The organism is Pseudomonas sp. 2(2015), assembly GCF_000955865.1.
Classification (GTDB): Bacteria; Pseudomonadota; Gammaproteobacteria; order Pseudomonadales; family Pseudomonadaceae; genus Aquipseudomonas.
Genome location: NZ_JYOF01000018.1, coordinates 20,910 through 40,287 on the forward strand (window position 1 = coordinate 20,910; position 19,378 = coordinate 40,287).

The 19,378-nt window shown below is 64.8% G+C and carries 17 protein-coding genes; 6 read left to right on the forward strand and 11 right to left on the reverse strand.

The window, feature by feature from the left end:
- Positions 1-15: 15 nt before the first annotated feature.
- Positions 16-1,971: a DUF1302 domain-containing protein gene (locus UB48_RS21725; protein WP_045200876.1), complete on the reverse strand. Its 1,956-nt coding sequence runs from the start codon at positions 1,969-1,971 to the stop codon at positions 16-18.
- A 74-nt stretch (positions 1,972-2,045) separates the two neighbouring features.
- Positions 2,046-2,615: an alpha/beta hydrolase gene (locus UB48_RS21730; protein ID WP_045200949.1), complete on the reverse strand. Its 570-nt coding sequence runs from the start codon at positions 2,613-2,615 to the stop codon at positions 2,046-2,048.
- A gap of 275 nt (positions 2,616-2,890) precedes the next feature.
- Between UB48_RS21730 and UB48_RS21735 the strand changes: the two genes are divergently transcribed.
- Positions 2,891-3,901: an AraC family transcriptional regulator gene (locus tag UB48_RS21735; RefSeq protein WP_045200878.1), complete on the forward strand. Its 1,011-nt coding sequence runs from the start codon at positions 2,891-2,893 to the stop codon at positions 3,899-3,901.
- Positions 3,902-3,971: 70 nt separating this feature from the next.
- Here UB48_RS21735 and UB48_RS21740 read toward each other — a convergent pair whose 3' ends face one another.
- The 7 genes from UB48_RS21740 to UB48_RS21770 form a co-directional block, all read right to left on the reverse strand.
- Positions 3,972-4,982: a YeiH family protein gene (locus UB48_RS21740; protein ID WP_045200880.1), complete on the reverse strand. Its 1,011-nt coding sequence runs from the start codon at positions 4,980-4,982 to the stop codon at positions 3,972-3,974.
- Complete coding sequence (locus UB48_RS21745) at positions 4,979-5,305, reverse strand: Rieske 2Fe-2S domain-containing protein (RefSeq protein WP_045200882.1); 327 nt, start codon at positions 5,303-5,305, stop codon at positions 4,979-4,981. Before UB48_RS21745 ends, UB48_RS21740 begins: the two co-directional genes overlap by 4 nt.
- The gene (locus UB48_RS21750) at positions 5,302-5,955 is read right to left on the reverse strand and encodes a DsbA family oxidoreductase (RefSeq protein ID WP_045200884.1); all 654 of its coding nucleotides are present in this window, start codon (positions 5,953-5,955) and stop codon (positions 5,302-5,304) included. The genes UB48_RS21745 and UB48_RS21750 overlap by 4 nt, the downstream gene beginning before the upstream one ends.
- A complete protein-coding gene (locus UB48_RS21755; RefSeq protein ID WP_045200886.1) occupies positions 5,952-7,232 on the reverse strand; it encodes an MFS transporter in 1,281 nt (426 codons plus the stop codon). The genes UB48_RS21750 and UB48_RS21755 overlap by 4 nt, the downstream gene beginning before the upstream one ends.
- Before the next feature lie 124 nt (positions 7,233-7,356).
- Positions 7,357-8,409 carry a 3-keto-5-aminohexanoate cleavage protein gene (locus UB48_RS21760; RefSeq protein ID WP_045200889.1) on the reverse strand — a complete coding sequence of 351 codons (1,053 nt, stop codon included), beginning with the start codon at positions 8,407-8,409 and terminating at the stop codon, positions 7,357-7,359.
- Between the two features lie 45 nt (positions 8,410-8,454).
- A complete protein-coding gene (locus UB48_RS21765; protein WP_045200891.1) occupies positions 8,455-9,303 on the reverse strand; it encodes a TauD/TfdA family dioxygenase in 849 nt (282 codons plus the stop codon).
- Positions 9,304-9,316: 13 nt separating this feature from the next.
- On the reverse strand, positions 9,317-10,297 hold the full coding sequence (locus UB48_RS21770; protein ID WP_045200893.1) for a quinone oxidoreductase: 981 nt from the start codon (positions 10,295-10,297) through the stop codon (positions 9,317-9,319).
- Between the two features lie 188 nt (positions 10,298-10,485).
- On the opposite strand from UB48_RS21770, the gene UB48_RS21775 reads away from it, so the two are divergent.
- The 3 genes from UB48_RS21775 to UB48_RS21785 all read left to right on the forward strand — a co-directional run bounded on the left by UB48_RS21775 (position 10,486) and on the right by UB48_RS21785 (position 14,439).
- A complete protein-coding gene (locus UB48_RS21775; RefSeq protein WP_045200895.1) occupies positions 10,486-11,982 on the forward strand; it encodes a PLP-dependent aminotransferase family protein in 1,497 nt (498 codons plus the stop codon).
- A gap of 104 nt (positions 11,983-12,086) precedes the next feature.
- Positions 12,087-13,151, forward strand: a complete 1,065-nt coding sequence (locus tag UB48_RS21780; protein WP_045200898.1) for a TIM barrel protein — start codon at positions 12,087-12,089, stop codon at positions 13,149-13,151.
- 31 nt (positions 13,152-13,182) lie between these two features.
- A complete protein-coding gene (locus tag UB48_RS21785) occupies positions 13,183-14,439 on the forward strand; it encodes an MFS transporter (protein ID WP_045200900.1) in 1,257 nt (418 codons plus the stop codon).
- A gap of 8 nt (positions 14,440-14,447) precedes the next feature.
- Here the strand turns inward: UB48_RS21785 and UB48_RS21790 are convergent, their stop codons facing one another.
- Together UB48_RS21790 and UB48_RS21795 are read right to left on the reverse strand one after the other, a co-directional pair.
- Positions 14,448-16,349, reverse strand: a complete 1,902-nt coding sequence (locus UB48_RS21790) for a potassium transporter Kup (RefSeq protein ID WP_045200902.1) — start codon at positions 16,347-16,349, stop codon at positions 14,448-14,450.
- A gap of 182 nt (positions 16,350-16,531) precedes the next feature.
- Positions 16,532-17,413 (reverse strand): Dyp-type peroxidase, encoded by an 882-nt coding sequence (locus UB48_RS21795; RefSeq protein WP_045200904.1) that lies wholly within the window; start codon positions 17,411-17,413, stop codon positions 16,532-16,534.
- 126 nt (positions 17,414-17,539) lie between these two features.
- On the opposite strand from UB48_RS21795, the gene UB48_RS21800 reads away from it, so the two are divergent.
- Together UB48_RS21800 and UB48_RS21805 are read left to right on the forward strand one after the other, a co-directional pair.
- Positions 17,540-18,448, forward strand: a complete 909-nt coding sequence (locus tag UB48_RS21800; protein WP_045200907.1) for a bile acid:sodium symporter family protein — start codon at positions 17,540-17,542, stop codon at positions 18,446-18,448.
- 25 nt (positions 18,449-18,473) lie between these two features.
- Positions 18,474-19,370 (forward strand): TauD/TfdA family dioxygenase, encoded by an 897-nt coding sequence (locus tag UB48_RS21805; protein WP_045200909.1) that lies wholly within the window; start codon positions 18,474-18,476, stop codon positions 19,368-19,370.
- Positions 19,371-19,378 lie beyond the last annotated feature (8 nt).

Here is a 19,378-nt window from a genome sequence, read left to right on the forward strand (position 1 = left end):
GTTTTCCTGTGTGACTCAGAAGGTGGTTTTCAGGGTCAGGTACAGCGCGCCACGGTCCTCGGTGGTGGCGGCGCCGCCAGAGAACGCGGCGTAACCGCCGCCGTAGCAGGTGTAGTCCTGCTCGCCGTCCAGGGCGTTGGGGGTGCTGCCGTCGGTCTGGCCATCGTTGCAGGACTGGGTCTTGCCGAAGCCATCGACGTACTTGAGGTCGACGAAGTACTGGTTGTAGATCGCCGCGCTCAGGCCCACGGCGTAGTTGCCGGTGTTCTCGGCGCCGCCGCCCTGCACGGGCGATACGCCGTCCAGGCCGACGTTGATCGACAGCGGCATGCTCAGGTCCATGCCGGGCAACACCTGGTACCAGGTCGGGGTGAAGTTGACCGCGATGCCCCAGTTATCGCGGGTCGGCTGGTCGATGCCGCGGTAGCTGCTTTTGCCCTTGTACAAGGCCGCGTTGTGGTTATCGAGCTTGAGCAGGTTGCTGTAAAACAGCTCGCCAAGCAGGGTCGCCGAGTCGAACAGCGGCGTATCGGCAATGGTCATCAGGCCGTTGAGGGTCCAGTGCAGGGTATCGCCGGTGGCGCTCATGCTGTCGCCGTCGGACGGCGCTTCATAGACCACGCCGCTGCTGGGCAAACGCGCCGGCAGCAGGCCGAAGCCGCCACCCAGGCCGGCCTGGCCCGGCGCACTGAGGATTGCTGGAATGCTCGCCAGGGGCATGTTGTGGCGGATGTTCAGGTCGCTGCCGACGCTGATGCCGCCGACATCCTTGGACAGGCTCAGGCCGTAGATGTCGATGTTGTCGGCGTAGGCGAACTGGTAGGTGGCGCTTTGCAGTGAATTGTAGAGGTTGCCGACCGCGCCCTGGGCGCTACCTGGCGGGCTGCCGAACGGGCCGTTGGCGACGGTCAGGCCGCGGGCGTCGAGCCAGGCCTGGGGCAGGATCTCCGAAGTCTTGCGGTAATACACACCCAGGGTGCCGCCCAGCCATTCGGGCGACCACTTGGCCATGACGCCCCAGTCGCCGCGTTTGTCCGGGGTCAGGTCGTGGCCGCGACGGATGTTGGTCAGCGCGCCACGTACCGGGATCAGCCCGGGCGTGCCGGTGTGGCCGAGCAGAAAGCTCTGCGCGCCCTCGCCCACCAGGTCCGAGCCGCCGTAATAAGTGCCGGCTTCCGGCAGTCGCGCGGCATCCCAATCAAAGAAGTACTGCGCGCCGATGGTCAGCTCGGGGTTGACCAGAAACGCCGCCGACAGCTGGTTGCGCGGCACGAACAGCTCTTTGGCTTCGGTGCCGGGTGAGGCGGCCAGCTTGGCCAGGTCCAGGCCAGACTGGCCGTAGCTCAGCGAATGCACCGGGTTGAGCAGGGTTTCGCCCCAGAACAAATTGTGCTGGCCGAGCTTGGCGCTGATCTGTGATGAATCGCCCACCTCGCGACGCATGAACACGAAGGCATCCAGTACCTCACCGGACGGGCCGCTGTAGTAGCGCTGGGCATAGTTGCTCAGGTGCGGGCTGCCCAGCGGCACGCCGGTGCCGGGCAAGCCGTTGAGGCTGGGGTTGATGCCCGACTGGCCGCCGTTGCCGTTGACGAACGGGTTGGAGTTGGAGCCGGTGTTGTCGTAGGCCTTGTCGTACCAGCTGGCGGCGCTGACGCGAAACCCCATGTTGCCCTGGTAGATCACGTCCAGCTCGCTGAGCAAGTCGATACGGTTGGTGACCGTGGTCCCGGCCTTGCGGAAGTTGTAGTCGCCGTCGTTGTTGTTGGGGGTTGCCAGCAGGCGCTTGTCAGCGCTTTCGGTGCGTACGCCGTAGTTGTACTTGACCGTGTTATCCAGGCGCACGGCCCAGTCTTCACTGCCGGTATCGAGCTCGAACGCCTGGGCGCCAGGCAGCACCAGCAAGCCGATGGCGCAGGCGAGCAGGCAGCGCTGTGGCTTCACAGCACGGTGAATGCGAGGGTTGGACATCGCGATGGCTCCACTTATTGTTATTGTTGTTATCGCCGCCCGTCGAATGCGGGCGTGGTTCAAGCGTCCGTGCGTTACTGCAGGTCCAGGGCCTGGACCAGTTGTTCGGCCCGTGGCCAGGGGCCAAAGCCTGCGGCCGGGTTGAGGTGGCCGACAGCGCCCAGTTCCAGCAACTGGCTGCCCCAGTTGCGGGCCATGGCCCTGACCGCGTCAAGACTGGCCAGGTGGTCGTCGCTGCTGGCGGCGACGATGCTCGGGAACGGCAACGGCGTCATCGGCAGCGGGCTCCAGCCATTGGCGCGCAGGGTTTGCGGGCTTGGGTAGTGCGCCGGCCAGCTGGCCGCAAGGTCCGGTGGCGCCGCCAGCAGCGCGCCCTTGATCGGCCGCTGGTAACGCGCCGCCCAGTGGGCAACCATCAGCACCCCGGCGCTGTGCGCCACCAGCAACACTTCGCCTTCAATCTGTTCAAGCGCACGCTGGATGGCGTCGACCCGGGCGTTGCAGTCCAGGCCATCGACCTGCAGCGGCGCCAGCGTATGGACCTTGGCCAGGCGTTCGGCCAGCCGGGTCTGCCAATGCTCGGGCACATGCTCGCGCAGGCCGGGGACGATCAGGATAGTAGCGGTGGTATGCAGTTTTTCCACGTCGGCACCTAGGCTCAGGACAGTCCGCTCGCAGGTGATCTCGAGCGCTTGCACAGCCACAGTAATCAGCCCTCCCCGCTGGCGCTTTACATTGCGCGTCAGCGACTTTTCATTTGATGACAGGGTTTGTGGCGTATGTCCGAGTGGCCCGGGGGTGCGGGTCATCGGGCTTTTTTCAGCCGCCGAAAACGGCTTCTCATTTGGCGACACCCACGCTATAACGAATCACCCGCCATAGAAGCGGGGCGCCTGATGAATGCGTGGAAAACAATAAAATGACCGCCCTCGTACGTGCTGCAAGCCTGACCAACTACCTTGAGGTGTCCCGGCACCTGGGGCTCAACCCGCATGCCCTGCTGGCTCAGGTCGGCCTCAGCGCCAGCCTGCTCGACGACCCCAACCAGCGTATCGCGGTGTCCAGCGTGGTGACCCTGCTGGAGGAGTCGGCGCGGGTCAGTGGCTGCGAAACCTTCGGCCTGCGCATGGCCGAGCTGCGCCAGTTGTCGGATTTTGGCGAGATCAGCCTGCTGCTCAGCCACCAGCGCACCCTGCGCGACGCCCTGCAGGTGATCGTCCAGTACCGGCATTTGCTCAACGATGCCCTGGCCATTCATATCGAAGAAGCCGGCAAGACCGTGATCATTCGGGAAGAAGTGGTCACCGACCAGCCCCAGCGCGGGCGCCAGGCCACAGAGCTGGCGATTGGCGTGATGTTGCGCCTGTGCGCCGCCCTGCTTGGCGCCCACTGGCACCCGATCAGCGCCAACTTCACCCATGCGGCGCCGGCGGACCTGGCCATTCACCGGCGGATTTTTGGCTGCAAGCTGGTGTTTGGCAGCGAATTCAACGGTATCGTCTGCCCGGCCGCCGACCTCGACACCGCCAACCCGCTGGCCAACCAGGCCATGGCGCGCCTGGCGCAGCGTTACCTGGACACCCTGCAGGCCAGTGGCAAGCTGTCGCTGGAACTGGAAATGCGCAAGACCATCTACCTGCTGTTGCCCATGGGCCGGGCGACCATCGAGCAGGTGGCGCAAACCCAGGGCATGAACGTGCGCACCTTGCAGCGGCGCCTGGAGGAATGCGGGGTGACCTTCAGCGATTTGATCAACGGCGTGCGCCGCGACCTGGTGATCCGCTACCTGGAAAACCCCAGCTATACAATGGGGCGCATTGCCGACATGCTCGGTTACTCAATGCCCAGCTCCTTTACCCGCTGGTTCATCGCCCAGTTCGGCATGCCGCCGGCCAGTTGGCGGGCGCAGCATGAGCGCCGGCAAGACTAGCCGGCGCTGTCAAACACGAGTGCTGCGCGCTTGGGTTCGGTGCATGCCAGTCCACTACTGGGGCAACCGTCTACAACCCCCAGTGCATCAATGCCAATACCAGCAGCACCAGGAACACCGTCTCCCCGACCATCAACGCAATCGGCTTGAAGCCCACCGCCGCCAGCTCCTTTAACTGAGTCTTCATGCCCAGGGCGCTGATCGCCACCACCAGGCACCAGCGCGACAGGTCGTTGACCCCGCCCTGCACCGCCGCCGATACCCAGCCGGTGCTGTTGATGCATGCCAACAGGACAAAACCCACCGCAAACCACGGCAGTAACGGTGGCCGCTGCCCACCGGCATCACCGCCGGCGCGGCGGGTGATCATCGCCGCGCAGACAATCACCGGCAGCAACATGGCCACGCGCATCAGCTTGACCACCGTGGCAATGTCGCCGGTCTCGGTGGACATGCTGTACCCCGCGCCCACCACCTGCGCCACATCATGAATGGTCGCGCCAAGAAACACCCCGGCCTGTTGCGGCGACAGCTGCAGCCAGCTGGCAATCATCGGATAGAGGATCATCGCCAGGGTCGACAACGCCGACACGCCAATCACGGTAAACAGGGTGGCGCGCTCTTTTTGCGGGTGATGGGGCAAGGCCGCGGCCAGGGCCAGCGCCGCCGAGGCCCCGCAAATCGCCGTGGCACCACCGGTGAGCATGCCGAACAAGCGCTGAAAACCCAGGGCCCGTGCCGCCACCACCGAGACCAGGATGGTCACCACCACCAAAATCACCACCAGCGCTACCGGCTTCCAGCCAAGGCTCGCGATCTGGCCCAGGGTAATGCGCATGCCCAGCAGCGCCACACCCAGGCGCAATACCGTGCGTGCGGTGAATTCGATCCCGGCTTTGCAACGGCCATCGCTGGCCAGAAAGTTCAGGGCCATGCCCAGCAACAAGGCAAACAACATCACCGGGGCATCGTAATGCTCACTGAGAAAACTCGCCGCCGCCGCGGCAATCAGGCTGACGATAAAGCCCGGCGCCAGTTCCCGGGCGCGGTGGTTGGCGGCGGCAATTGCGACCACGCTCATTGGCCCGCCTCCTTGCTCGCCAGCACGATGAACAGCTGCCCATCCCGTTGCTCGACCGGGTAGCTGGCAACCTTGAGCTGCGTCGAGTTGAGCAGATAACCGCTGGCCAGATCAAAGCGCAGGCCGTGGGCGCAGCACTGGATCACCCGTCCGTCCAGGCGCCCGCCGCACAGCGAGGCGCCCTGGTGCGGGCAACTGTCGTCGATGGCGTAGAAGCTGTCGGCAACGTTGAACAGCGCCACGCTCCTGTCCGCCCATTCCAGCAACACCCGCCCACCACGGGGCGGGACTTTGTCGGCCGGTACCGGATACACCCCGCTCATGCCGCCACCTCGTGTTCCAGGGCTTGGGCCATGGCCTGCAGCAACACCTCGACCGGCTGTGCCCCCGAGACCCGCAGACGCTGGTTGAAGCGAAAGCACGGCACGCCCTCGGCAGCCTGGTCGTTGGCGCCGATGAACGGGCTGGCATCGCCGCGCAGGCAATCGGCAAACCGCCCAGGCTCCAGGCCACAGGCGCTGGCGATGTGCATCAAGGTCACCGGGTCACCCAAATCCTTGCCCTGCTGGAAGTAGCCGGCAAACAGCCTGGCCAGCAGCGCTTCGGCCTGCTGAGTCGAACCCAGCGCCACCGCGCGCTGCAGCAGGCGATGGGCGTCGGCGGTGTTGGGCATGCGGCTGATGCGGCTGAAATCGATCTCCACCCCTGCGGCCTTGGCGGCGCTGCGCACCTGCGCCTGGCGCAGGCGTACCGCCTCATCGCTGCCCAGGCGCTTGCGGTAAAAGGCCTCGAACGGCTGGCCGGTCCTGGCCATTTGCGGCAGTAATTGCACGCCGCGCAAGAGCAGCTTGACCTCGACCTCGGGCCGCTCGCGGCGCAGTTGTTCCAGCGCCCGCTGCAGATGCGCCTGGCCAATCAGGCACCAGGGGCAGATAAAGTCGAAGAACACTTCGATCGACAAAACGTGCTTCACGGATTCAACTCCAGGCGGGCCATGTCACGGTGGTAATGACGCTTGGCAATAAAGAACACCGCCGCCGCCGCGATGCTGATCAGCGGCACCAGCTGGAAGGCGGCCTGCAGGCCGATCAGGTCGGAGACGCGGCCGGTAATCAACGGCCCGGTCGCAAGCCCGAGCAGGTTGTTGGCCAGGGTCAGGGTGGCAAACGCGGTGCCGTGTACCGAGTAATGGGTCAGGTTGGCGACCATGGCGCTGGATGGGCCGTTGGTGCCGGCGGCAACCATCATCCCCAGGCAGATCAGCACCAGTTGCGCGGTGCCCGAGGGCAGCGCGAAGGCCAGCGACAGCAACAGGCAACTGCCCAGGCAATAACCGATGGCCAGGCTGATCTTGCGGTCCGGGCGCTGCCGGCCGAGGCGATCGCAAAGCATGGCGCAGAGGATCATGCCGATGCCGCTGCACAGCACGATGATGGCCGCGACCACGCCGGCCTGGTCGGTGCCCATGGCGTAGTAGCGGTTCAGATAGCTGGGCATCCAGACAATCACCGTGCCGCCGACGAACAGCTGCAGCCCACTGCCCACGTAAGCGGCGATCACCGAGCGGCTGCCGTACAAGGTGTGCAGTGGCCGGGCGATCTTGCAGGCGGCAGCATTGACCCGCTGTGGAGCGATCTTCGCCTCCTTGACGATCAGCGGGTACAGCAACGCCAGCAACAGGCCGAACAGGGCCATCGCGGCGAACGCCCAGCGCCAGCCAAAGTGCTGGGCCATCAAGCCGCCCAGGGCCATGCCCAGCACCGAGCCGAACATGCCGCCGGCCATGAAGGCCCCGGCCAGGGTCGCGCGCATGTCACGGGGGAACACCGCGACCACCACGGCAATGCCGACGCTGCCATAGGCGGCCTCGCCGACACCGACCAGAAAACGCGCGGCAAACATCTGCGGGTAGTTGTCGGCCAGGGCGCAGCCGAGGGTGGCCAGGCTCCACAGCACGGCCATCAGCACCAGGCTGCGGATGCGCCCGAAGCGGTCGGCCAACAGTGACAAGGGGAAGGTCAGCAGCCCGACCATCAGCGCGACAATGCCGCTGAGCAGGCCCAGCTGGCTGTCGCTCAGGGCCCATTCGGCCTTGAGCAACGGGAAGACTGCGTTGAGTACCTGCCGCGACATGTAGTCGGAAATCAGCAGGCCAAAGGTCAGGGCAAAGACAATCCAGGCATATCGCCGGGAAATGCCTCGTGAAGTGTCGGCGCCATCGTCTGTGGCGCTGGCGAGATAGGCGGCCATGCTGCCTCCTTGGGGTTGTCTGGCATGAGACTTACTTATTGTTTTTATTGAAAAGCTGAAAAGCCCGACGGTCAGCGCTGTGGATCGCCGGCCCGGCACGTAACCACGTGCCGGGCCAGGCCAATCAGGCGCGCTGCGGCACACCCTTCTGGCCCGGCTGGCGGTTAGGCGCCATGCCGTTGGCCTTGAGGGTCTGCTCGATGCTGCTGTACTGCTCACCGATGCGGTAGATGGCCCGCGCTTCCTTGCCGTTGGCGATCTCACGGCCCAGTTCATGGGCCACGCGTACGGTCTGCTGGATCTGCTGCACCGAACCGAAGCGCTTGCCGTGCTGGTCGATGATGGTGTCTTCGTTGCCGCAACGCGGGTGCAGCCCCATGGCCAGGGCCATGGTGTTGAACGGCAGCACGTTTTTCAGCAGCGATTCGGCGGTCAGCGTGCAGCCGTTGGGCGCACGGTGAATGAAGTTGAAGAAGTTGAACGGGTTGGGGCCGTCGAAGCCGCCACCAATGCCGATCCAGGTCAGGTTCAGCGGGCCCATGTAGTCGCCCTTGCGCACGATGCGTTCGAGGGTTTCCAGGGCGTGCATGCCGGTCAACTGGAAGTGCGGCTGGATGTTGCTGGCCTGCAGGCGGCGCAGGTGTTCGCGCACCCAGGCCGGGCCGGCCGGCACGGTCATTTCGCTGTAAGCGGCGTGGATCGCCGGATGGGCCAGGGAGGTGCCCTCCAGGTACTCCGGGTACAGCAGCTCCATGATGTTCATCTGCGTGGTGTTGATCGCCACGGTGACCTGGTCGGGCTTGGGCGTAAGCTCGGCGAGCATGTGCCGGGTGTCATCGGACAACCACTTGGCCGCCTCGCCGTCGCTTTCCGGGGCGAACGAGATCGAGCCACCGACCTGGATGATCATCTCCGGCACCGCTTCGCGCACGCCGGCAATCAGTTCGTTGAACTTCGACAGGCGCTTGGAGCCCTTGCCGTCCAGCTCGCGCACGTGCAGGTGCAGCACCGTGGCGCCGGCTTCATAGCAGTCGACTGCCTTTTGCACCTGCTCGTCCATGGTCAGCGGGATGTCTTCGGGAAAGTCCTCGGGCATCCACTCCGGGCCATAGGGAGCCACGGTGATCACCACCTTTTCCATGTTTTCCGGGTGCAACGAATCGTCGAAGAATTGCATGCTGTAGTCCTCGGTCTTGTTATTGTCCTGGGGTGTTGCTGGCCTTCAGAAGGTGCGCTCGCCCTTGATGCCGGCGCGCTCCATCTTGCGGTGGCACGCTGGGTAGTCCATCACCGCGTAATGCTGGGTGCTGCGGTTGTCCCAGATCGCCACGCTGTTGGGTTTCCAGCGCCAGCGCACCTGGTACTCGGGCAGGTAGGCCTGGCTGATCAGGTAGCGCAGCAGGTCACTGGCACCGGGGTTGGCGTCCTGGCCGAAACGCACTCGCTGCGGGGTGTGGTAGTTGCTGAAGTGGGTGGTGAAGGCATTGACGAACAGCACCGGCTCGCCGGTGTCCGGGTGGGTGCGCACCACCGGGTGCTCGGCGTCGGGGAACTGCGCCTTGAGCGCCAGGCGTTTTTCCAGCGCCATCGCCGCGCCAAAACTGGCTTCGATGCTGTGCCGGGCGCGCAGGCCCTCGATCCGCGCCTTCACGTCATCCGGCAGGTTCTGGTAGGCCAGCGCCATGTTCGCCCACATGGTGTCGCCGCCCACCGGCGGGCACTCCACACAGCGCAGCACGCAACCCATGGGCGGCGCCTCGCGCCAGGTGGCGTCGGTGTGCCAGGCGTTCTCGTAGCGATCGGCCGGCTGGTCCGGGCGCTTGTAGATCTGCACCAGGCCCGGGTGCTCGGGGTCGCTGCCGGCCACCGGGTGGTCTTCCAGCTCGCCGAAGCGCTGGGCAAAGGCCACATGCTCGGCGCGGCTGAAGGTCTGATCGCGCAAGAACAGCACCCGGTGCTTGAGCAACTGCGCACGCAGCTGCTCGAACAAGTCGTCGTCATCAATTGCATCTGCCAGATTGACCCCGGTGATTTCGGCACCGATGGCGCAGGTCAGTTGTTCGATGTGCATGCTGTTGCCCTCTTCAGATGACGAAGATTGACGAGCCGGTGGTTTTGCGCGCTTCCAGGTCACGGTGGGCCTGAACCGCATCCTGTAATGCGTAGTGCTGGTTGATCTCGATCTTGATCCGCCCGCTGCTGACATGCTCGAACAGCTCGCCGGCCAGGTCCGCCTTCTCCGCCGGGTCGGCGATGTAGTCGGCCAGGGCCGGGCGGGTCAGGTGCAGCGAGCCCTTGATCGCCAGGATCTGCGGGTCGAACGGCGGGATAGTGCCCGAGGCGGTGCCGACGCAGACCATCAGCCCGCGGCGCTTGAGCGAATCGAGCGAGGCCATGAAGGTGCTCTTGCCGACGCTGTCGAACACCACGTTGACGCCAACCCCGTCAGTCAGCTCGCGCACGCGCTTGGCGACGTCTTCATGGCTGTAGTTGATGGTGTGGCTGCAGCCATGGGCGCGGGCCACTTCGGCTTTGGCGTCGGTGGACACCGTGCCGATCACCGTCAGCCCGAGCAGGCGCGCCCACTGCGAGACAATCAGGCCGACACCGCCGGCGGCGGCGTGCAGCAGCACGCTGTCACCCGGCTTGAAGTCATACAGGCGGCGCATCAGGTAGGCCGAGGTCAGGCCGCGCATGGTCATTGCTGCGGCGGTTTCGAAGGCGATGGTTTCCGGTAGCTTGATCAAGGCTGCCGCCGGAATCAGCCGCTCGGTGCAATAGGCGCCCAGGGTGTTGAGAAAACCGGTGTAGGTCACCCGGTCGCCCACCGCCACCTGGGTCACGCCCTCGCCCACCGCCTGCACCACCCCCGAGGCCTCGACGCCCATGCCGCTTGGCAGCGGGATCGGGTAGGTGCCGTTGCGAAAGTAGGTGTCGGCGTAGTTCAGCCCCACCGCCACCTGGCGCAGGCGAACCTGGCCCGGGCCCGGCTCGCCGACCTCGGCGTCCTCGTAGCGCAGGACCTCGGGGCCACCGGTTTCATAGAAGCGTACGACTTTGGCCATGCATGTCACTCCAGTCATCCTGACGCCGTGCGTCAATTCTTGTTGACTGGACTCTATGCCCTACGCCAGGCAGGTGCTTCGCATCGGACGACAAGCTGTTTTCATTTGATGACAAGCGCCCTGGGCTGGCCGCCTGGCGGGCTTTCTCGTAGCATGTCCAGGCCCTTCCTAGTGTCTGCGAGAGCTCGATGAAGTCCCCCGCCGGTTTGCTGTTTGCAGGTATCGACCTCGATCGCGACAGCGCCACCCCGCTTTATCGCCAGCTGTACCTGCAGATCCGCAAGCAGATCCTCACCGGCCGTCTGCAAGGGGGCATTCGCCTACCGTCGACGCGCACCTTGAGCCAGGAATTGCAGGTTTCGCGCATCACCCTGCTCAATGCCTTCGACCAGCTGATTGCCGAGGGTTTCCTGGTCTCGCGCACCGGCGCTGGCACCTATGTCGGTGATGAGTGGCAGCGCAGCGCCGGCGCCGAGCCGTCAGCACCTGCGCCGCCCAAACTGTCGGACCTGACCCAGACGATGCTGTCGCTGCGCAGCGATCATTTTCGCGGGGTGTCCTACGCCCATTGCGGCGATCAGGCGCCGATCTCGTTCCTGCCCAGCCATGGCGCTTTCGAGGCCTTTCCCCAGGCATTGTGGAAGCGCCTGCTCAACCGCCACGGCCACAAGCCGAGCAAGGCCCTGCTCGGTTATGGCGAGTTGCAAGGCCTGCAGACGCTACGCCAGGCCATTGCCGAGTACGTGTTCGACGCCCGTGGTATCGATTGCGACGCGCAGCAGGTGGTGATCGTCTCCGGCGCCCAGCAGGCCTTTAACCTGCTGGCGATGCTGCTGCTCAACCCCGACGAGCCGCTGTGGATGGAAGACCCGGGGCATATCGCCGCGCGCATCGCCTTTCAGGCCCACGGCTGCCGGGTGGTGCCGGTGCGCGTCGATGACCAGGGTATCGACGTGCAACACGGTATTCGTGATTGCCCCGAAGCGCGCCTGGCCTTCACCACCCCGTCGCGCCAGCACCCGCTGGGCATGACCCTCAGCCACAACCGGCGCCTGGCGCTGATTGCCTGGGCGGCTGCCAGCGGCAGCTGGATCATTGAAGACGATTGCGACAGCGAGCTGCGCTACGCCGGTCGGCAGTTGCCGGCGCTGTATGCCATGGACCAGAGCGAACGGGTGATCTATGTCGGCACCTTCAGCAAGGTGCTGTTCCCCTCCTTGCGCCTGGGCTATGTGATTCTGCCCCAGGCCCTGGTCGAGCCGTTCTGTACCTTGCGCGCAGTGCTCGACCGCAGCCCGCCGACCCTGCTGCAGGCGGTGACCGCCGATTTCATGAGCGAAGGCCACTTCATTGGCCATATCCGCCGCATGCGGGCGCTGTACCAGGCCCGCCAGCAGTGCCTGCTCGAGGTGCTGCAGCGGCGCCTGGGCGGTTTTTTCCAGGTGGCCCCGGTCGAGGCCGGCATGCACCTGATCGCCTGGCTTGCGCCGCAGCTCGATGACCAGGCCCTGGCGCGGCAACTGGCCGAGCATGGCGTGCACACCTACGCCCTGAGCGACTACTGCCTGAACCGCTACTTGCCGCCGGCACTGTTGCTCGGCTTTGCCGGCACGCCACAGGACCAGGCCGAGGCCAAGGTCGAGGCGCTGGTCCAGGCGCTGCGGGCGATTGGCCACCGGGTCTGAAAGTGGCCTTATCAAATGATCCGTAATGGATCTATCGAGTGTTCCTTGCCGGCGCGATAAAGACGGCGCCGGTAGAACCGGTGCCCGCACCAGGAACGACTCGAATGAACACACTACAAGAACGCTTCGCTACGTTACTGAACCACAATGCCCAGGGTGCCCAGGCACCGCTGCTGACCCGCGAGCTGGCCAGCCGCCTGCTTGAGCGCCTCGACCAGGCGCGGCTGTTTGCCCACGCCTATCCGCTGCTGACCAACCTCACCCACGGCCGCGTCACGCCGTTTGACCTGCTCGACTTCGCCTATCGCCATGAACTGGCTGGCCTGAGCCTGCACATGCTCGATGGCGAGCACAACAGCCTGTCGCAGATGAACGCCGGGCAGTTGTGTGCCTTCGCCGAAAAAGCCCGTGCATTGCAACTGGACGTGCACCTGGAAATCAGCAGCACGCGCAAGGCCGACGTCGATGCGGTGGTGGCTGTGGCCAAGGTCATCGGCAGCCGCAATATTCGCGTGTACTCGCGTTATGAAGGCCTGCTCTCACAGGTCATGGACCAGATCGGTGGCGACCTGCTGTACCTGGCCCGGCTGGCCGATGCCCACGACCTGCATTTTGATTTCGAGCAGCATGAAGAGCTCAAGAGCGACGAGATCGCTCAGTTGCTGCGCCAGGTCAATCATCCGCGGCTCAATGCCCTGTTCGATTTCGGCAACATGATCAATGCCTGCGAGCAACCGCTGCAAGCCCTGCACAACCTCGCCCCGCATATCCGCCAGAGCCACCTCAAGGGCGTGCGGGTGGTGGCCGAAGACCAGGGTTTTGGCCACTGCGGGGTACTGCAGGGCAGCGCCGAGGACGAGCTGCCCGGCGCGCGCATGCTGTTCGAGCTGCTGATGCTCGGTGAACAGCAGCCGCAAGTGATCGCCTTCATCCTCGAACAGGAAAACCACTACCTCGCCCCGGCCTTCCGCCAGCGCAACGAGCCGGCCGACCCGTTCATTGCCTACCGGGAAATGAGCGACACGCCGCTGCCCGCCGGCCTGACCCTCGAGCAGATGCTGGCCGGCGAACAGCGCTGGGCCAACAACCAGGTCAGCTACGTGAAAACCTTGCTGGCCGAGTTGCGCACCCTCGCCGAGTTGACCCTGGCCAGCCCTGCCAGCCTTTGAGCCCCTACCCCACTACGCCTGGAGAATAACAATGACTGCGCAAAACAAGGCCAAATGGTTCAAGTTCCTGATACTGATCCTCGGTGGCGGCACCGTCTACAAACTGGCCAACCTCAAGGATGCGTTCTACGTACCCATGCAGGAGTTCATGGGCCTCTCGCACACCCAGATCGGCTTGCTGCTCAGCGCCAACGCCATCATCGCCACTGGCCTGTTCGTGGTCGGCGGCATGCTCGCTGACCGTTTTGATACCCGCAAGCTGATCCCCCTGGGCCTGATCGGTACCGGCGCCCTGGGCCTGTACCTGGCCACCTTCCCGCCGTTCAGCAGCCTGATGCTGGTGTTCTGCCTGCTGGCGGTGTGCGCCGACTGCATCTACTGGCCGGCGCTGCTCAAGGCCATTCGCGGCCTGGGCAACGATCAGGAGCAAGGGCGCATGTTTGGCCTGCTCGAAGGCGGCCGCGGGGTGGTCGACACCCTGGTGGCGTTTAGTGCGCTGGGCGTGTTCGTTGCCCTGGGCAGCGGCGAACACGGCCTGAAAGCGGCGATCCTGTTCTACGCGCTGATCGACATCGCCGCCGGAGTGCTGACCTGGTTCTTGCTCAAAGGCAATCAGGCCCAGGCCCAGACCAGCGCCAAGAACCCGCTGGCCAACCTTATGCAGGCAATCAAGGTACCGGCGATCTGGCTGGTCAGCTTCAACGTGTTCATGGTCTACATCGTCTACTGCGGCCTGACCTACTTCATCCCCTACCTGAAGGAAGTCTACGGCCTGCCGGTGGCACTGGTCGGCGCCTACGGCATCATCAACCAGTACATGCTGAAGATCCTTGGCGGGCCGGCCGGCGGGTTTATCGCCGACAAGCACTTCAAGAGCCCCAGCCGCTACCTGAAGTGGGCGTTCCTGGCGCTGCTGCCGATGATGGCGATCATCCTTCTGGTGCCCAAGAGCCCGGGCTTCATCTATGCCGGCATGGCCGCGACGCTGTCGTTCGCCTTCATCGTGTTTTCCATGCGCGGGGTGTTCTGGGCGCCGATGGGTGAAGTCGGGATCGCCCCGCACATCACCGGCTCTGCCTTTGGCATCGGCTGCCTGATCGGCTATGCGCCGGGGATGTTCGCCTACGTCGGCTACGGCGCGCTCCTTGACCACTTCCCCGGCCAGCAAGGCTACAACTATGTGTTCGTCGCCATGATGCTGCTGGCGCTGATCGGCTTTGCCATCGCCAGCCGCCTGCAGCGCCTGGTGCGCAAGGCGGCGCCGCTGGCCGCAGCGGCCACCGCCTAGGCCCCGGGCTACATCTCGACCTGGGTGCCCAGCTCGATCACCCGGTTCAGCGGCAGGTTGAAGTACTTGAGGTTGCTGTTGGCGTTCTTCAGCAGGAACGCGAACAGCGCCTCGCGCCAACGCGCCATGCCGATGCGCCTGGTCGGGATCACCGTCTCGCGGCTGAGGAAGTAGGTGGTCACCATCGGGCTGAAATCCAGGTCCTTGAGGTGGCACAGTTGCAGCGCCGCCGGTACGTCGGGTTCTTCGATAAAACCGAAGTTGAGGTTGACCCGATAGAAGCCCTCGCCAAAGGCCTGTACTTCAAAACGCTGGGCCGCCGGCACCCGCGGCCGGTCCTGGGACACCACGGTGAGCAGCACCACCCGCTCGTGCAACACCTGGTTGTGCAGCAGATTATGCAGCAGCGCGTGGGGCACGGCGTCGGCGCGGGCGGTGAGGAACACCGCAGTGCCCTGCACCCGGTGCGGCGGTTGCGCAGCCAGGCTGCTGATGAACAGCGGCAGCGGCAAGGCCGATTCGTCGAGGCGCTCGACGATGATCTTGCGCCCGCGTTTCCAGGTGGTCATCAGAATGAACAAGGCGATACCGGCGATTACCGGGAAGGCGCCGCCCTGGAAGATCTTCGGCGCGTTGGCGGCAAAGTACAGGCTGTCGACCAGCAAAAAGCCCAACAGCAACGGCAGCGCCAGCCAGCGCGGAGCCTTCCACAGCAGCAATACCACCGCCGAAGACAGCAAGGTGGTGATCAGCATGGTGCCAGTGACCGCCACGCCATAGGCTGCCGCCAGGGCGCCGGACGACTCGAAGCCGATCACCAGCAGCACCACGCCGACCATCAGCGCCCAGTTCACCGTGCCGATGTAGATCTGCCCCTGCTCCTGGCTTGAGGTGTGCTGGATGAACATGCGCGGCACGTAGCCCAGCTGAATCGCCTGGCGCGTCAGCGAGAAGGCGCCGGAAATCACCGCCTGGGAGGCAATGATGGTCGCCAGGGTGGCCAGGGCGATCATCGGCAGCAGCGCCCAGTCCGGGGCCAGCAGGTAGAACGGGTTGCGGACCGCCTCGGGGTTGCCGAGGATCAGCGCGCCCTGACCGAAATAGTTGAGTACCAGCCCCGGCAGCACCAGCAGGATCCAGGCGCGGGCAATCGGCTTGCGGCCGAAATGGCCCATGTCGGCATACAGCGCCTCGGCGCCGGTCAGGGCCAGCACCACCGCGCCAAGAATCGCCACGCCCATGCCCGGGTGGACGATAAAGAAGTTCACCGCCCAGGCCGGGTTCATCGCCAGCAGCACTTCCGGGCGCTGGACGATGCCATAGATGCCAAGCGCGCCAAGCACGCTGAACCACAGCACCATCACCGGGCCGAAAATGATCCCGATGCGTGCGGTGCCATGCTTCTGGATCAGAAACAGCGCCACCAGCACCACCACCGCCAAGGGCACGACCCAATGGTCGATGCCGTCAAAGGCCAGTTGCAGCCCCTCCACCGCCGACAGCACGGAAATCGCCGGGGTGATCATGCTGTCGCCGTAGAACAAGGCCGCGCCAAACAGCCCGAGCAGCACCAGCACCCGGCTCAAGCGCGGGTACGGCGCCGCCGCCCGCCGCGCCAGGGCGGTCAGGGCCATGATCCCGCCTTCGCCCTGGTTGTCGGCACGCAGCACGAACAGCACGTACTTGATGGTCACCACCCAGATCAGCGACCAGAACACCAGCGAGAGGATGCCGAGCACACCGTCATGGTTGGCCTGCACGCCGTAATGACCGGCGAAGACCTCCTTCAAGGTGTACAGCGGGCTGGTGCCGATATCGCCATAGACCACGCCGGCGGCGGCGATCAACAGGCTCAGTGACGAAGTTTTTACGGGGGAATGGGCGCTTGCGGAAGTTGCGGCTTGGCTCACGGTCAGACGTCTCGAAGAAATGCGCCGGCAGTATGGCTTTGTGCTTGACGCACCTTCGTAAAAAGTCCGTAAAATTTTCTTACACTTGTACCGGCCTCATCGCGGGTCAAGCCCGCTCCTACAGGTCTGCATCAATCCTGTGGGAGCGGCGGTGCGACGACTCGACTTGACCCGCGATCGATCTACCGCCCGAGCACAGCGCTCAAATCCAACCCATGCTCGCCCAGCGGCGGGCACCAGTAATAGCCGCCAGTCAGCGGCCGGCTGAAGCGGTACAGGGCATCGACCACGCCATCTTCCAGGCCGCTCATGCGCCGCAGCTGCACTTCAAACGCATCAAACGAGTGACCGAAAGCTAGGAACGCCAGGCCGGCACCACGCTCATCCGCCCAGGGCATCGAGCGGCGGACGATAAAGGCTTCAGGGGCGAAGCTTTCCTGGGCGGTGCGCTTGACGTGGGCCGACTGCGGCGCGTCGTCGAGCTCTTCGTTGTCGGCCTTGCGCCGGCCGATGATGTCGTCCTGTTCGGCTTGCGGCAAAGCTTTGAAACAATTGAGGTCATGGCGCCACAGCTGGAACGCGGCAAAGCTCGAACCGTTCAAGCCTGGTACCTCGCTGGCAAGGATCGCCGCTTCGACGGCGGCGTCTTCTACCGGGTTCTCGGTGCCGTCTTCATAGCCGGTCAGGTCGTGGCCGCTCTTGTGGCGGAAGGCATCGGTGGCCTCGACCCGTGTCAAGGCCGGGGCCAGCAGTTGCTCAAGCGCCTGGCTGTGCAGCCACAGCTCGCCACGGTCTTCACCGCGCAGCCACAGCCACAGGTCGTGCTGGGTGCAGGGGTTGTCGACTGCCGCGGTCAGCTGCGGAAACCCGCGCAGGCCGTCGATGCTGCCACCCAGCGCCTGCACCAGCGGCGCGCCGAAACCGGCCACCACGCGGCTGCCATCCACCTGCTGCAGCAGCGCATCGAGCACGCCCGGCAATGCAGCGGGCGAGTGCAAGGTGAAGAACAGGTGGCGGGCCTGGGCGGGAACGGGGGCGGCGAGAATGCCTGGCTGAAACTGCATCGGGTATCGGGTCCTGGGGCAAAAGCGGCGATGCTACTGTTTGCCGGGCATAAACCGCAAGATCTGTAATGGATATCGAAATCCTTGCCTACACTGGCGGACACCGCCTTCTTGTGAGTCCGCGCCATGACTGCATCGCCCTTGCTCAGTGCCTTCCTGCCCATCGCCCTGGGTTTCATCATGCTCGGCCTGGGGCTGACCCTGACCCTGGCCGATTTTGCCCGGGTGGTGAAGTTCCCCCGGCCAGTGCTGATCGGCCTGGCCTGCCAGATCCTGCTGCTGCCGTTCATTTGCTTTCTGATCGCCAAGGGCTTTGGCCTGGCCCCTGCGTTGGCGGTAGGCCTGATGCTGCTGGCCGCATCCCCTGGCGGCACCACCGCCAACCTGTTCAGCCACCTGGCCCATGGTGACGTGGCCTTGAACGTGACCCTGACGGCGGTTAACTCGCTGATTGCGATCCTGACCATGCCGCTGCTGGTCAACCTGTCGCTGGCCTACTTCATGGCCGCCGACCAGGCCATCCCGCTGCAGTTCGCCAAGGTGCTGCAGGTGTTTGCCATTGTCCTGGTGCCGGTGGCCATCGGCATGCTGATCCGCCGCCTGGCACCGGGCTTTGCCATGCGCATGGAGCGGCCGATGAAGATCATCGCCGCGCTGTTTCTGGTATTCACGATTGTCCTGGCAATGGTCAAGGACTGGCAGACCGTCGTCGACTATGCCCCGGTGGTAGGCGGCGCGGCGCTGCTGTTCAACCTGCTGAGCCTGGGCGTCGGCTACTGGTTGCCACGGCTGCTGAAAATCCCCAAGCGCCAGGCGATTGCCATCGGCATGGAGATCGGCATCCACAACGGCACCCTGGCGATTGCCCTGGCGCTGGCCCCTAGCCTGCTGAACAACTCGACCATGGCCATACCGGCGGCGATCTACAGTTTGATCATGTTCTTCACGGCGGCAGGCTTTGGCTGGTGGGTGAGCCGTGGACATGACCCCGACCCGGTTGCAGCCGCGCTGCGCGATGAACTGCAATCCCGATGACAGCAGGCCCACACGAGTGTCCGTCATGAGCGAATTCATCTACTGCCATCCCGACCACAACCGCGCAGCCGATTACCGCCACTTGCGCGTCTTGCCCAGCACCGGCGCCCTCGGTGCCGACGTCGAGGGCCTCGACTTGAACCGCCTGGAGGACGCAGGCTGGGTCGAACTGCGCCAGGCGCTGCTGGCGCACAAGGTGCTGTTCATTCGCGAGCAGAACCTGCGCCTTGCCGACCTTGAACGGGTCACCCGACAGTTCGGCGAATTCGGCCGCGAGCCCTACGTGACCACCATGGCCGACCATCCGCACGTGGTGCACGTGGTCAAGGAGGCCGACGAGAAGGCACCCTTCGTGTTCGGTGGCGCCTGGCACAGCGACTGGACCTTCCAGCAGCGCCCGCCGGCCTACACCCTGCTCTACGGCCACGACATCCCGCCTTACGGTGGCGATACCTGCTACGCCAACCTGGCACTGGCCTATCAATGGCTGTCAGCGGGCATGCAGGCGCTGCTGGACACTCTCGATGCACTGCACAGCCCCGAGCGGGCCTACGGGGTCGGCGCCAACCACAACGCCCTGCTGGAAAACATGGCCATCCACTATGGCAGCGACACCTCGCAGGACATGCGCAGCCACCCGCTGGTGACCCGTCATCCGCAAACCGGCGAGAAGGTGCTGTTCATCAACCCTGCCTACACCGTTGGCATCCAGGGTTTGCGCAGCGAAGAAGCCAGGCCGCTGCTCGACTACCTGTTCAACCTGGCCAGCGCACCCGCTTTTACCTGCCGCATGCGCTGGCGTCAGGGAACCCTGGCGATCTGGGACAACCGCAGCACCTGGCACCTGCCGATCGCTGACTACCATGGCATGCGCCGCGAGATGTTCCGGACCACGGTTGCCGGTGATGTGCCCAGGCGCTGAGAATCCGC